Genomic DNA, 13437 nt, shown 5'->3' on the forward strand with positions numbered 1-13437 from the left:
AAGCCGGCATCAACAAGATGAGCCTGTACCGGCAATTCAGCTCCAAGGATGAGCTGCTGCGCCAGTACCTGCTGCGGCGCGAGGAAAAATTCTGGGCATACTTCGAGCGCAGCATCAGCCAGCACCCTACCGATGCCGCCGCTGCATTGCACCGGTTTTTTGCCGATCTGGCCGAACGCGCCGGTCAGCCCACTTACCGGGGTTGCCCGTTTGTGAACATCGCGGTCGAATTTGCCGACCGCGAGCACTTTGCCCGGCAGTTTGTCGCGCAGAACAAACAGCAGTTGCTGCAACGGCTGCTTGAACTGTCGGCGGCTGCCGGCGCACGTGATCCATTGCAGCTTGCGCATGCGCTGGCCGTGTTGATCGAGGGCGCCTATGCGGCCAGCCAGACCTATGCAACCCCCGCACCACTGCTGGCCGCGTTGCCCGCCGTGGTGGATGCGCTGATTGCGCAGGCCAGGCAACCGGCAGACTGAAGCGCGGGTTGGCTGCAGGCCCCCGTCGCATGCTGACATGCTGAGCAATCCACAAACAGAAACCCCGCCGTAGCGGGGTTTGTTGTGTGCAGCGTGCCGCGGCAAAGCGGCGCGGCCATCACGCTTCCAGCTGGTAACCTTCGATCTTGGCGCCCTTGACCAGGCCGCCCAGATAGTCGTTCATTGCCTGGCGGCTGGCGAGTTCGGTCAGGTACTGCTGCAGGCGTTCCTGCACCTGATCGAATGCCACGCTTTCACCGGCGGTTTTCTTGCCAGCCTTGATGATGTGGAAGCCGAACTGCGTTTCCACCAGTTCCGGGCTCAACTCACCCTCGCCCAGCGCGAACGCTGCGGCATCGAATTCCGGCACCATCTGGCCGCGGCCAAACTGGCCCAGGCTGCCACCCTGCTTGCCGGACGGGCAAGTGGAGTGTTCGCGCGCATAGGCTTCAAACTTGTACGGCTCCGCCTTCAGTTCGTTCAGGATGCCTTCGGCCTTGGCACGCACCAGGCTGGCCGGTACGCCATCATCGGCCGAGAACAGGATGTGGCTGGCTTCCACTTGCTCGCCACGCACGAAGCTTTGCGGGTTCTGTTCGTAGAACGCACGGCAGGCGGCTTCGTCGGCCGGGGCGACATTGATCGCGGATTCAAGCAGGTTACCGATTTTTTCATCCTCGGTTTCACCGGTAATGCCCTGTGCGGCAGCGGTTTGCAGCAGCAGCTCGTGCAGGATCAGTTGCTGGGTTGCTGCGTCGCGCGGCGATGGCGTGCCCTCGAAATGCGGCAATTCGGCATCGATACGGGCATCGCTGATTTCGACGCCATTGACGGTGATGGTCATGCTTGGATACTCCTGTTTGCGGGCAAGCACCCGACATGAAAACGCCGCGTGGAACGCGGCAAACGGCGCATTGTACCGATCTGCAGACCAGATCAGCACATCACCGGCAGACAAACTAGATGCCGTCGATGAACGGAAATTCAACCTCGGGGGTTTTGCCGGAGATCAGGTCGGCAATCGCGTGGCCCGATCCGCAGCTTTCCGTCCAGCCCAGCGTGCCGTGGCCGGTGTTCAGGTACAGGTTGGGATAACGGGTACGGCCGATATAAGGCAGGTTGCCGGGCGTGGCCGGGCGCAAGCCGGTCCAGAACTCGGCCTGCGCATACCCTTCTATCTGTGGAAACAGCGTGCGCGTGCGCTGGATCAGCGCATTGCAGCGCACCGGGTTCAGCTCGAGGTTGTAGCCATTGAATTCCGCCATGCCCGCGACGCGCAAGCGCTCCCCCAGCCGCGAGAACACCAGCTTGTATCCGTCATCGGTCAGGCTGACCGTGGGCGCGACATCCCCTGCAGCCAGCGGGATGGTGGCCGAGTAACCTTTGGCCGGGTACAGGTCCAGCCGGATGCCCAGTGCACACAGGTGCTGCGCGCTATAGCTGCCCAGGCACACCAGGAAGGCATCGGCCGGCAGGCGCTCGCTGCCCTGCCCGCTTCTGACCTGCACTGCCTCGATCTGGCCACCTGCAGCGGCAAAGCCGTCTATCGTACAGTCGTAGCGAAAGCGCACGCCGCGCGCTTCGCACAGGCGCACCAGCTCGTTGGTGAAACGGCGTGCATCGCCGGATTCATCGGAAGGCGTATAGGTGCCACCGACGATGCGCTGGCGCGAGCCGGCCAGCGCGGGCTCGATGGCCAGGCATTCCGCGGCAGTCCTGATCTGCCGGTCCAGCCCGGTATCGCGCATCAGCGCGGCGGCCGGAATGGCTGCGGCAAATTCCGCCTCGCTGGTGTAAAAATGCAGTATGCCTTCACTGCGCTCGTCGTAATGGATACCGGTTTCTGCACGCAGCAGTTGCAGCTGGCTGCGGCTGTACAACCCCAGCCGCACCAAGTGCTGCAGGTTGGCCTGCGCGCGCGCGGCGGTGCATTCACGCAGGAAGCGCCAGCCCCAGCGCCACAACGCCGGATCGGCACGCAGGCGGAACAGCAGCGGCGCGTCTTCCTCGCCGAGCCATTGCAAGATTTTCCACGGTGCCTTGGGGTTGGCCCACGGCTCTGCGTGGCAGACCGAAATCTGCCCCCCGTTGGCAAAACTGGTTTCCCGTGCGGCCTCGGGCGCGCGCTCGATCACCGTCACATCATGGCCGGCCAGGCTGAGGAACCACGCCGAAGTGACGCCGATCACGCCGGCGCCCAGAACGATAAGCCGCATACAGACTCTCCCGAGGGCGGATTATGCCGGCCCGGGCTGCAATATGGGCAAAATCCGCTGCAAATCTGCCCATCAACGTGCTTGCCGATACACCAGCAGATGCGCGCCATTGCAACGCGCATCACGCACAGGGTGTAGCTGCCATGCAACTTGAACTAGACTAGCGCGACCGGCTCAAGCCAGACTGACGTCCAATGAAGAACTTATCGCTTCGCGCAGCCCTCATCATTGCCATCCTGATTGGCCTGTTGTTGCCGGCTGCGATCAACAGTCTGGTACTGCTGACCAGTCAGCTGGAGCAGAGCCGCGCGCAAAACGTCCGGGATCACCAACGCATTGCCGATATCCTGGTGCTGGGCATGCAGGAACCGCTGTGGAACCTGTCGCCCGATGCCGGCCGGCCACTGCTCGATTCGGTGATGAGCGACGAGCGCATCATCCGCGCCACCATCAACGACACCACGCTGGGCGTGTTCCTGTCCGCCAGCAAGCCCGAACGCCGCACCGGCCATGTGCATACGCTCACCCGCGTGGTCAGCAAGCAGGGCAACAATATCGGCACGGTGACGGTGGAGCTCGATGATGGCAAGGAAATTGCCGCCATCGAACAGGAACAGCACCTGTACGTGGGCGCGGTGATCCTGCAGGTGGTGATCAGCCTGGGGCTGATCCTGTTCCTGCTGAACTCGCGCGTGGTCAAGCCGATGGCCGAGCTGTCGCGCCAGTCGCTCAAGCTGGCCAACCGCCAGCTGGATGAACCCTTCGTCTGGCACCGCAACGACGAAATCGGCCAACTGGGCCACAACCTGGAAACCACACGGCAATCGTTGCACGCCATGGTGGAAACGCTGGAGCAGAAAAACCTGCAGCTGGAGGCGGACATCCTCAGCCGCCGGCAGATCGAATCCGCGCTGCGCGTCAGCCAGGATCGCTACCAGCGACTGGTGGAATCTACACAGGTGATCCCGTGGGATGCCAACGCCAGCGAGTGGCGCTTTACCTATATCGGCTCGCAAGCGGAACGCCTGCTGGGCTACCCGCTGACGCTGTGGTACCACGAAGCGTTCCTCTCCAACTATCTGCATCCGGATGACCGCCATCTGGCCTACCAGTTGTTCAGCGAGCAATCGATGAACCAGGAGCTGGAATTCGAATGCCGCTTCCTTGCCAAGGACGGCCGCACCGTATGGGTGTTGCTGATGGCCGCCAGTCGGGGCGAAGGCGCGCTGCGCCAGTTGCAGGGCTTCATGATCGACATCACTGCGCGCAAGCAGGCCGAACTGGAACTGGAACAATACCGGCACCACCTGGAAGAAACCGTGGAAGCACGCACGCGCGCCCTGGCCACCGCCAACCACGAGCTCGACACCTTCTCGCATTCGATCTCGCAGGACCTGCGCGGGCCATTGCGCACCATAGACGGTTACTCGCAGGTGCTGCGCGAGGATTACAGCGACAAACTCGATACCAGCGCGCGCAACTATCTGTCGCGCATCCGCGGCGCGGCGCAGGCGATGACCACGCTGATCGACGACCTGCTGTCGTTGGCCAAGCTCAACCGCAGCGACGTGCGGCGCCAGAGCATCGATCTTTCGGAAATATCGCGCGAGATCATCGAGGAATTCCAGCTGCTGCAGCCGGACCGGCAGATCGAGCTGTCGATCGCACCCGCGCTGGTGGTGGATGCGGACCCCAAGCTGATCCGCATCGCGTTGCACAACCTGCTGGATAACGCGTGGAAGTTCACCGTGCGCCAGGATCACCCGCGCATCGATGTGGGCGTCACCCACGTGCACGGCCAGAGCGTGTATTACGTCAGCGATAACGGCATCGGCTTCGACATGGCGCAGGCCGGCAAGCTGTTCAACCCGTTCCAGCGCCTGCACAGCGACTACAGCGGCAACGGCATCGGCCTGGCGCTGGTGCAGCGCGTGGTCAATCGCCACGATGGCCGCATCTGGGCCAAGAGCACGCCGGGTGAGGGCGCTACGTTCTACTTCACGCTGCCGGCCGCGGCGGTATTGCAGCCGCCGGCCAACCAGCTGATTGGCTGAGCGGGCCGGTTCAAAAAGCACTTGCCAAACAGAACGATTGTTCTATAATCGCCGTAACTTCTCGAACTACCCATACGGAACACGCCATGGACGACAACAAGAGCAAAGCGCTGGCTGCAGCACTTGCACAGATCGAACGCCAATTCGGCAAGGGCGCCATCATGAAGATGGGCGAGAACCAGATCGAAAACGACCTGCAGGTCGTTTCCACTGGTTCGCTCGGCCTCGATCTGGGCCTGGGTGTGGGCGGTTTGCCGCGTGGCCGTGTGGTGGAAATCTATGGCCCGGAATCCTCGGGTAAAACCACGCTGTGTCTGCACGTGGTGGCACAGATCCAGAAGCTGGGCGGCGTGGCCGCGTATATCGATGCGGAAAACGCGCTGGACCCGATCTACGCCCAGAAGCTGGGTGTGAACGTGGGCGACATGCTGATCTCGCAGCCCGATACCGGCGAACAGGGCCTGGAAATCTGCGACATGCTGGTGCGTTCCGGCGGTGTGGACATCATCGTGATCGACTCGGTTGCCGCGCTGACCCCGCGTGCTGAAATCGAAGGTGAAATGGGCGACCAGTTGCCCGGCCTGCAAGCGCGGCTGATGAGCCAGGCGCTACGCAAGCTCACCGGCAACATCAAGCGGACCAACACGCTGGTGATCTTCATCAATCAGCTACGCATGAAGATCGGCCAGATGATGCCCGGCCAGAGCCCGGAAACCACCACCGGTGGCAACGCGCTCAAGTTCTACGCCTCGGTGCGCCTCGACATCCGCCGCATCGGCGCGGTGAAGAAAGGCGACGAGATCATCGGTAACGTGACCAAGGTGAAGGTTGCCAAGAACAAGGTTGCCCCGCCGTTCCGCGTGGTGAACTTCGACATCCTGTATGGCGAAGGCATTTCGCGCGAAGGCGAGCTGATCGAACATGGCGTGGTGCACAAGATTGTCGAAAAATCTGGCGCCTGGTACAGCTACAACGGCAACAAGATCGGCCAGGGCCTGGAAAACTCGCGCATTTACCTGAAGGATAATCCGGAAGTGGCGAGCGAGATCGAAGCCAAGATCCGCGCCAAGGTAGGCATTTCCAGCGTGCCGCTCGATTCGAGCGCAGCCCTGGCCGAGGAAGACGACGAAGCACTGGCCGAATAAGCCTGCGCAATACCCATACTGGCCGCTGATGCGGCCAGTTTTCGTTTGATGGCGTGCATCGGTTTCCCCTCCCCGCTTGCCTGCCATCTGCATGCCGGGTGCAAGCGCATTGATGGCCGCTGCTGGCACCTGCCCGCAGGCAGCAATGCCGATAGCCGCACGCAAACCGGTCAATCCCGACCATTTGAAGGATCAGCGCATGTCGCCGTTACGCAGCAAAGGCCTGCAATTTCTGAACCGCCGTGAATACAGCCGCAGCGAACTGCGGCAGAAGCTGGCTGCACGCGCGGAAGATGAAGCGGCGCTGGAGGGGCTGGATGCACTGCTGGATGATTTCGAAGCGCGTGGCTGGCTGTCGGACCGGCGCTTTGCCGAGCAATGGGTAAGCAGCCGCGCCAGCCGCTTTGGCGCCAGCCGCCTGCGGGCAGAGCTGCGCCAGAAAGGCGTTGCCGATGAGCTGATTGCCGAGGCGCTGGGCGAAGCCGGCGACAATGAACTGGCGCGCGCGCGCGCAGTGTGGCAAAAAAGATACCCGCATCCGCCGCAGGATCTCAATGAGCGCGGCAAACAGTTACGCTATCTGGCCGCTCGCGGTTTTTCCCTCGACGTCATCTATCGCGTGGTCGGTGGCGAAGCACCGGAGATCGACTAGCGATTGATCTACCGCAGCGCCGTACCGGGAAACCCTTACTTGCCCTTGCAACGCTGGCGAATGCTTGCGGGTAGCACTATCAATAAGCATTGCCTTTGCAGACCCGGCCATGACGCAGCAGGATTCAGAGTTACCCGGCACCTCCACCGGCGCATCGGCAGCGGACAGCGTCGATGCGGCAGTGCATGCCGCGCTGAAAAACCTGCAGGGCGAACTGCTCAAGCGGGAGAAACTGGCATCGATCGGCAGCATGGTGGCAGGCTTCTCGCACGAGCTCAATACGCCGATCGGCAATTGCGTCACGGTATCTACCACGCTCTCGCACAAGACCCGCACCGTGGCTGCCGCGTTCGAAAGCCGCACGCTCAAGCAATCCCAGCTGGCCGCTTACCTGGCGGATGCGCGTGAAGCCACCGCGCTGCTGGAACGCAACCTGCAGCTGGCGCATGAACTGATCAGCCATTTCAAGCAGGCCGCCGTCGATCAGGCCAGCGCGCAACGGCGCAGCTTCGACCTGAAGGCCACGCTGGAGGAATATGCGGCGCTGCTGGAGCCACGGCTGAAAAAGACCACTCACCACTTGCAGCTCGATATCCAGACCGGCGTACAGATGGACAGCTACCCCGGCCCGCTGGGCCAGATCATCGGCAACCTGATCAACAATGCCTTGCTGCACGCGTTTGACGGCAAGGAAAACGGCCTTGTCCGCATCAGCGGCAGCGCCGCCGCAGACTCGGTTACACTGCGGATACAGGATGATGGCGTTGGCATAGCCAAGGCCAGCCTGCCGCGCATTTTCGAACCGTTCTTCACCACCAAGCTGGGCATGGGCGGTAGCGGGCTGGGCCTGCATATCGTGCATAGCCTGGTGACAGAACTGATGGGAGGCGAAATTACTGTGAGCAGCACGCTTGGCACCGGCACGCTTTTCGAGATTACCCTGCCGAAAGTTGCGCCCCCACAGCCAGAGGCACGCCGATGAGCAGCCCCGAACCGCTCGATCCTGACCTGCTGGCCCTGTCCGACGATGCCGATCCACCGCATGAGGTGATTTCGCGCTGGCGCATCCTGATTGTGGACGATGAGCCGGATGTGCACCTCGCCACCACGTTCGCGTTGCGCGACAGCATCATCCAGGGCCGCGAGCTGGAATTCCTGCATGCATACAATGGCGATGAAGCATTGCAGATGCTCTCGCAAGAGCACGATATCGCCGTGGTATTGCTCGATGTGGTGATGCAGGGCGACAACGACGGGCTGCTGGTGGCCGACGCCATCCGCAACCAGCTCAACCTGCAGGAACTGCGCATCGTGCTGCGCACCGGTCACCCCGGCTATGCACCCGAATACCAGGTAATCCGCGATTACGGCATCAACGATTACAAGACCAAATCCGACCTGTCGCAAATCCGCCTGCTCACCACGTTGACCACAGCCATCCGCTCGTACCAGCAGTTGCATGCAATCAATACCAGCAAACGCGGGCTGGAACTGATTGTCGAGGCGTCCGGGCAGTTGTTCGAGCGCCGCGCGCTGGAGGGATTCACCAGCCGCATCCTCGCCAACCTGGCCGAGCTGTTGCGTCTGCCCAGCGACGGGCTGATCTGTGTATTCAACGCCCGGACCCCCAGCCGCCGCCCGCAGCATGCATGGACGGTAGCCAGCGCATCCGGCCGCTACGTGAGCCTGGAAGGGCTGTCGCTGTCCGCGCTCGCCCGGCCCGAGCTCGTCAACGCCATCGAGCATGCAATCCGCTCGCGCAGCAATCTGTATAGCGGCGAATTCGCGGTGCTGTTCCTGTCGCGCCAGCGCGATCACGAGGCCGTGGTGTACCTGCACACCGGCCGGCCACTCGATGACATCGAGCGCCAGCTGATCGAGGTGTTCTGCAGCAATATCGCCATCGGCCTGGAAAACATCGCGCTGTTTTCGCAACTGCAGGACCTGGCGTATATCGACCCCTTGTGTCATGTGCCCAACCGCACCCAGCTCGTCAGCCAGTTGGGCCAGATGCGGCTGCACGCAATGGGTGACGAATGCGTGGTGCTGATCGATGTCGATCATTTCTCGCAGATCAACGATGCGCTGGGCCACCTGATCGGCGATCAGCTATTGCAAAGCATCACCTTGCGGCTACGCGGGCTATTGCCGCGTGAAACGCTGCTGGCACGCGTGGATGTGGACATGTTCGCCATTGCCGGGCGGGCCATCCATCTGGATCTCGATGCCATCATTGCCGCATTCGATCGCCCGTTCAGCGTGGCATCACACCAGCTGCGCGTGCAGATCACCGCTGCGGCCGCCAAGCTGGGCGATACCGAGGAAGACGGGCTGGGTTGCCTCAAGGATGTGACCATTGCGCTCAACCTGGCCAAGCAGGGCATGCGTGGCGGGCTGCTGTGGTTCTCGCCCTCGATGAGCAGCGCATCGCGCCAGCGTTTGTCGCTACTCAATGACCTGGAGCAGGCCATCGCCAGCAACCAGCTCACCGTGTACTACCAACCGCAGATCGAGCTGCAAAGCGGCCGGGTGATCGCGGTGGAGGCACTGGTGCGCTGGCCATTGCCGGGTGGGCACCTGATCCCCCCGGACCAGTTCATTCCGCTGGCCGAGCAATCGGGCCTGATCATCGAACTGGGTGAATGGCTGCTCGATACCGTGTGCCGGCAGATTGCCCGCTGGCGCGACGAGGGGCTGGGCGGGCTGCGCGTGGCCATCAATGTGTCGATGGTGCAGTTCAATCACGACGGCCTGATCGACTTGCTGGCCGATGCGTTGCGCCGCTACCAGATTCCGCCGGAGCTGATCGAGGTGGAAATCACCGAAAGCGTGGCAATGCGCAAGCCGGAAGACGTGATTGCGCGGATCGACCTGCTGAAGAAACTGGGCGTGCAGGTGGCCATCGATGACTTCGGCACCGGTTTTTCATCATTGGCTTACCTGCAGCGCTTGAAAGCGGACCGGCTGAAAATCGACCGGGCGTTCATCCGCGATATGGGCAGCGGCGAAACCAGCATTGCCGAGATGGTCATCAACCTGGGCCACAAGCTCGGCATACGCGTGCTGGCCGAAGGCGTGGAGTTTCCTGCACAGGCGGCCATCCTGCGCTCGCTGGGCTGTGATGAAGCACAAGGCTACATGTATGCGAAGCCGGCCCCGGCAGACCTGCTGACGTTGTGGCTGCAGGAAACCAACCGCAGCGTGTGAAAGCCGGGTGGCCTGATCAGCCGCCTTCGAACAGTTCACCGTCCACGTAATACCAGCGCCCGTCCTCGCGCACGAAACGGCTGCGTTCATGCAGCCGGTGCGCGCGGCCACCCATCTTGTAGCGCGCCAGGAACTCCACCTCGCCCCGATCACCCTCCGCATGGCTGGCCTTGATGACAAGGCCCAGCCATTTGCCGGGGGTATCCGTCGCCAGATCCAGCGTTGCCGGCCGTTTGCTGGCATGCCAACTGGTTAGCAAATAGTCCTCCAGCCCCAGCACGTAAGCGCTGTAACGCGAACGCATCAGCGCCTCCGGCGTGGTGGCGGGCATGCCTGCATGCAGCGCCCCGCAACAGGCAGCCAGCGCTTTTCCGCTGCCGCAGGGGCAAGCATTCACAGGGGGATTGTTGACTTTGGGCATCGGATCGGGGCGCTCGGGCTGGTAAACTGGGATTTTCCGCCCCATTTTACGCCGATGACCACCGTGACCAAGACCTCCGTCCAGATAAGCGCCGCATTGTTCGATATGGATGGCCTGATGCTCGATACCGAGCGCATTGCCTGCCGCGCCTGGCACGATGCAGCAGCAGGCTTGGGGCTGGAGATCGATCCGGAAGTGATCCTGGGCATGGTTGGCATGCATTCGAGCAAGGTCGAGGCCTGGCTGAAAAGCCAGTTGGGGGATGATGCCCCGGTCAACCTGCTGCGCGATGCCACGCATGAGCGCTACCTGCAACTGACCGAAGCACCGATTCCGCACAAGGCGGGCCTGATCGAACTGCTGGAATGGCTGAAAACTGCTGGCCTGCCGATCGGCGTGGCCACCTCCACCCGTCGCAGCATTGCCGAGCATCATCTGAAGGCCGCCGGCATCTGGCCTTACTTTGCGTTTGCGGTGTGCGGAGACGAGATCGACCACCCCAAGCCGGCGCCGGACATTTATCTGAAAGCCGCTGGTCTGCATGGTGTGGCGCCGCAGGCCTGCGTGGTGTTCGAGGATTCCAATTTCGGCGTACGCGCCGGTTACAGCGCGGGTTGTCAGGTGATCATGGTGCCGGACCTGCGCCAGCCTAGCGAGGAAACGCTGGCCCTTGGCATAACGGTGCTGCCGTCGCTGGTGGAAGCCCGGCAACTTGTTGCCAACTGGCTGGAGTGAAGATGGCACGCAAAAAACAGCTGCTGACAGAAATCGACATGCTGCTCGAGCGCATGGGCAAACTGCGCGCGCGGTTATGCGCCGCACCGGATGAAGAAGCATTGCACGATCTGCGCGTGGCGCTGCGCGGCTTGCGCACGCTGCTGCCGCTTTTGCTGGCAAAGCGTGATCCGCTGCACCAGTCGCTGAAAATGGCCTGGCGCAAGCTGTTCAAGCTCACCAGCCCGCTACGCGATACCGAAGTCATGCTGCAGACGCTGCCTGCCGATCACCCGATGACCAGCCAGTTGCAACAGCGGCAACAAGGCGCCTACCGTGCGCTGGTAGCGGGCCTGTCCAGCATTACCTGGCCGGTGCTGGATGCAGCCAGCCGTGCGCAACTGGCGCTGTCCATCGACAGCACACGCCGCAAACGCATCCGGCAGCGCATGCGCCGCCGTGCCGCACGTGCTGAAAACGAATTGCGGACATTACTGCATGATGGCGGCAAGGACGGCAAGGAGGCAGATCACGAAGCGTGGCATCCGTTGCGGATCAAGATCAAGCGCTTGCGCTACCTGATCGAATACGCCGGCCCGTGGCTTGCCGCGCCGACACGCAAACAGCTGGCACCACTCAAGGCCACACAAGGCGCGATTGGCGACTGGCATGACCTGATCGTGCGCCAACAAGCCGGCATCGTGCTGCCGCAGGACGCCGGCCGCTTGCCGGAGCTGGAACAAAAGGTGAAGCGCACGCAACGCAAATTGCGCAACGCGCTGGATTGAAACCGGACTGCAGGGAATCAGGCGTTCCGATTGAAGCCATACCTGGCAGGCCAATCCGGCCTGCCAGCGGCGGGATCAGTGCTTGCCGGTGCTGCCAAAACCGCCTGCACCACGCTCGCTCTCGGCAAACGATTCCACCAGATTGAACGTCACCTGCACCACCGGCACGATCACCAGTTGCGCAATGCGCTCCATGGGCTGGATCGTGAACAGCGTGTTGCCACGGTTCCAGACCGATACAAAAATCTGCCCCTGGTAATCCGAATCGATCAGCCCCACCAGGTTGCCCAGCACGATACCGTGCTTGTGACCCAGGCCCGAGCGCGGCAGGATCATCGCGGCAAGGCCGGCGTTGTCCAGATGGATGGCAATCCCCGTCGGCACCAGTGTGGTGGCGCCCGGCGCCAGCTCCACCGGCGCATCCAGGCACGCACGCAGATCAAGGCCGGCAGCGCCCGGTGTGGCATAGGCTGGCAGGTTTTCCCTGAGGCGTTCGTCGAGGATCTTGACGTCGAGCTGGGTCATGCGGTTTTTTCCTTGAAATAGAGTTGGGCAATATGGCTGACCATCTTGCGCGCCACGTCCAGCTTGGGGCCGCGTGGCAGGCGGTGTTCGCCATTGTCGTCGAGCAGGATGATTTCGTTATCGTCCGCACCCATGGCGCTTTGCACCAGGTTGGCGGCCAGCAGTGGCAGGTGCTTGCGCTTGCGCTTGGCTTCCGCGTATTCGAGCAGGTTTTCCGATTCCGCGGCAAACCCCACGCAGAATGGGGGTGCCGGGCGCGTGGCCACGCGCGCCAGGATATCCGGGTTGGGCGCCAGCTCCAGCGTGAGGATGTGCGCGTCTTTCTTGATCTTCTGCTCGGACGGGTTGAGCACGTAGTAGTCTGCCACCGCGGCCACCGCGATGAAGATATCGGCGTCATCCACCTCGGCCTCCACTGCATTGAGCATTTCCTGTGCCGATTGCACATCGATACGACGGCACTCCGGCGGTGTGGCCTGCGTGGTTTCACCGGCGATGATGGTGACCTCCGCGCCGGCTTCCCATGCGGCACGCGCCACCGCAAAGCCCATCTTGCCCGAACTGGAATTGGTGATGCCGCGTACCGCATCGATGCGCTCGAAGGTGGGGCCTGCGGTCAGCAGTACGCGGCGGCCAGAGAGCGGCTTGGGCTGGAAGCTGGCCTCCAGGTGCTGCAGCAGCTCTTCCGGCTCCAGCATGCGGCCCTGCCCCACCTCACCGCACGCCTGCTCGCCCGCGGCCGGGCCCAATACGCGCACGCCATCGGCCAGCAACTGGGCGATGTTGCGCTGGTTGGGTGGGTTGTCCCACATCTGCCGGTTCATGGCCGGCGCGACCAGCAGCGGGCAATCACGGGCGGAAATCAGCGTGGACAGCAAATCATCGGTCAGGCCGAGTGCGGTCTTGGCAATGATGTCTGCGGTAGCAGGCGCAATCAGCAAGGCATCGGCACCGCGCGTGAGCTGGATATGCGCCATGCCGTTCGACAGGCTGGGCGACCACAGCGCGCTGTACACCGGCCGGTTCGACAACGCCTGGAACGTGGCCGGGCCGACGAACTGTGCACCCGCCTCAGTCAGCACCACATCCACCTGCCAGCCAGCCTTTACCATCAGGCGCACCAGCTCCGCCGACTTGTACGCGGCCACCCCGCCGGTAACGCCCAATACGATCCTTCTTTGCTTCATGACCTGCCATCGCTTATATCGGTGTGACCCTGTGCCATAGATGCCGGCT

Annotated in this window: 13 protein-coding genes; 8 read left to right on the forward strand and 5 right to left on the reverse strand. The window is 62.5% G+C overall.

Features of this window, described 5'->3' with window-relative positions; genetic code table 11:
* On the forward strand, positions 1–479 hold a 479-nt coding region (locus IGB42_RS00005; protein WP_159664782.1), incomplete at its 5' end, for a TetR/AcrR family transcriptional regulator.
* A 118-nt stretch (positions 480–597) separates the two neighbouring features.
* On the opposite strand, the gene IGB42_RS00010 is transcribed toward IGB42_RS00005, so the two are convergent.
* Positions 598–1323: a peptidylprolyl isomerase gene (locus tag IGB42_RS00010; protein WP_159664785.1), complete on the reverse strand. Its 726-nt coding sequence runs from the start codon at positions 1321–1323 to the stop codon at positions 598–600.
* Positions 1324–1438: 115 nt separating this feature from the next.
* On the reverse strand, positions 1439–2695 hold the full coding sequence (locus tag IGB42_RS00015; RefSeq protein ID WP_159664788.1) for a D-amino acid dehydrogenase: 1257 nt from the start codon (positions 2693–2695) through the stop codon (positions 1439–1441).
* A 194-nt stretch (positions 2696–2889) separates the two neighbouring features.
* On the opposite strand from IGB42_RS00015, the gene IGB42_RS00020 reads away from it, so the two are divergent.
* The 5 genes from IGB42_RS00020 to IGB42_RS00040 all read left to right on the forward strand — a co-directional run bounded on the left by IGB42_RS00020 (position 2890) and on the right by IGB42_RS00040 (position 9753).
* Entirely contained in the window at positions 2890–4749 is a 1860-nt protein-coding gene (locus tag IGB42_RS00020; RefSeq protein WP_159664791.1) for an ATP-binding protein, read from the forward strand.
* Between the two features lie 86 nt (positions 4750–4835).
* Entirely contained in the window at positions 4836–5894 is a 1059-nt protein-coding gene (recA, locus tag IGB42_RS00025) for a recombinase RecA (RefSeq protein ID WP_159664795.1), read from the forward strand.
* Positions 5895–6093: 199 nt separating this feature from the next.
* The gene (recX, locus tag IGB42_RS00030; protein ID WP_159664798.1) at positions 6094–6546 is read left to right on the forward strand and encodes a recombination regulator RecX; all 453 of its coding nucleotides are present in this window, start codon (positions 6094–6096) and stop codon (positions 6544–6546) included.
* Between the two features lie 109 nt (positions 6547–6655).
* Entirely contained in the window at positions 6656–7528 is an 873-nt protein-coding gene (locus IGB42_RS00035) for a sensor histidine kinase (protein ID WP_159664801.1), read from the forward strand.
* Positions 7525–9753 carry an EAL domain-containing protein gene (locus tag IGB42_RS00040; RefSeq protein WP_159664804.1) on the forward strand — a complete coding sequence of 743 codons (2229 nt, stop codon included), beginning with the start codon at positions 7525–7527 and terminating at the stop codon, positions 9751–9753. Before IGB42_RS00035 ends, IGB42_RS00040 begins: the two co-directional genes overlap by 4 nt.
* Before the next feature lie 16 nt (positions 9754–9769).
* Here the strand turns inward: IGB42_RS00040 and IGB42_RS00045 are convergent, their stop codons facing one another.
* On the reverse strand, positions 9770–10219 hold the full coding sequence (locus tag IGB42_RS00045) for a YchJ family protein (protein WP_374705039.1): 450 nt from the start codon (positions 10217–10219) through the stop codon (positions 9770–9772).
* Positions 10220–10228: 9 nt separating this feature from the next.
* Between IGB42_RS00045 and IGB42_RS00050 the strand changes: the two genes are divergently transcribed.
* Together IGB42_RS00050 and IGB42_RS00055 are read left to right on the forward strand one after the other, a co-directional pair.
* Positions 10229–10909 (forward strand): HAD family phosphatase, encoded by a 681-nt coding sequence (locus IGB42_RS00050; protein ID WP_159664807.1) that lies wholly within the window; start codon positions 10229–10231, stop codon positions 10907–10909.
* Positions 10910–10911: 2 nt separating this feature from the next.
* Positions 10912–11676: a CHAD domain-containing protein gene (locus tag IGB42_RS00055; protein ID WP_159664810.1), complete on the forward strand. Its 765-nt coding sequence runs from the start codon at positions 10912–10914 to the stop codon at positions 11674–11676.
* Positions 11677–11751: 75 nt separating this feature from the next.
* Here IGB42_RS00055 and dut read toward each other — a convergent pair whose 3' ends face one another.
* Together dut and coaBC are read right to left on the reverse strand one after the other, a co-directional pair.
* A complete protein-coding gene (gene dut / locus IGB42_RS00060; RefSeq protein WP_159664813.1) occupies positions 11752–12201 on the reverse strand; it encodes a dUTP diphosphatase in 450 nt (149 codons plus the stop codon).
* Positions 12198–13388, reverse strand: coding sequence for a bifunctional phosphopantothenoylcysteine decarboxylase/phosphopantothenate--cysteine ligase CoaBC (coaBC, locus tag IGB42_RS00065; RefSeq protein WP_159664816.1), 1191 nt, complete (start codon positions 13386–13388; stop codon positions 12198–12200). Before coaBC ends, dut begins: the two co-directional genes overlap by 4 nt.
* Positions 13389–13437: the final 49 nt, after the last annotated feature.

It is taken from the genome of Andreprevotia sp. IGB-42 (assembly GCF_009848685.1).
Classification (GTDB): Bacteria; Pseudomonadota; Gammaproteobacteria; order Burkholderiales; family Chitinibacteraceae; genus Andreprevotia.

Excerpts from the sequence above, each read along its gene's own strand:
- coaBC (WP_159664816.1), bottom strand. The coding sequence starts at position 13,388 with ATGAAGCAAAGAAGGATCGTATTGGGCGTTACCGGCGGGGTGGCCGCG.
- IGB42_RS00015 (WP_159664788.1), bottom strand. The coding sequence starts at position 2,695 with ATGCGGCTTATCGTTCTGGGCGCCGGCGTGATCGGCGTCACTTCGGCG.
- IGB42_RS00045 (WP_374705039.1), bottom strand. The coding sequence starts at position 10,219 with ATGGGGCGGAAAATCCCAGTTTACCAGCCCGAGCGCCCCGATCCGATG.
- dut (WP_159664813.1), bottom strand. The coding sequence starts at position 12,201 with ATGACCCAGCTCGACGTCAAGATCCTCGACGAACGCCTCAGGGAAAAC.
- IGB42_RS00050 (WP_159664807.1), top strand. The coding sequence starts at position 10,229 with ATGACCACCGTGACCAAGACCTCCGTCCAGATAAGCGCCGCATTGTTC.
- IGB42_RS00010 (WP_159664785.1), bottom strand. The coding sequence starts at position 1,323 with ATGACCATCACCGTCAATGGCGTCGAAATCAGCGATGCCCGTATCGAT.
- recA (WP_159664795.1), top strand. The coding sequence starts at position 4,836 with ATGGACGACAACAAGAGCAAAGCGCTGGCTGCAGCACTTGCACAGATC.
- IGB42_RS00055 (WP_159664810.1), top strand. The coding sequence starts at position 10,912 with ATGGCACGCAAAAAACAGCTGCTGACAGAAATCGACATGCTGCTCGAG.
- IGB42_RS00020 (WP_159664791.1), top strand. The coding sequence starts at position 2,890 with ATGAAGAACTTATCGCTTCGCGCAGCCCTCATCATTGCCATCCTGATT.
- IGB42_RS00040 (WP_159664804.1), top strand. The coding sequence starts at position 7,525 with ATGAGCAGCCCCGAACCGCTCGATCCTGACCTGCTGGCCCTGTCCGAC.
- recX (WP_159664798.1), top strand. The coding sequence starts at position 6,094 with ATGTCGCCGTTACGCAGCAAAGGCCTGCAATTTCTGAACCGCCGTGAA.
- IGB42_RS00035 (WP_159664801.1), top strand. The coding sequence starts at position 6,656 with ATGACGCAGCAGGATTCAGAGTTACCCGGCACCTCCACCGGCGCATCG.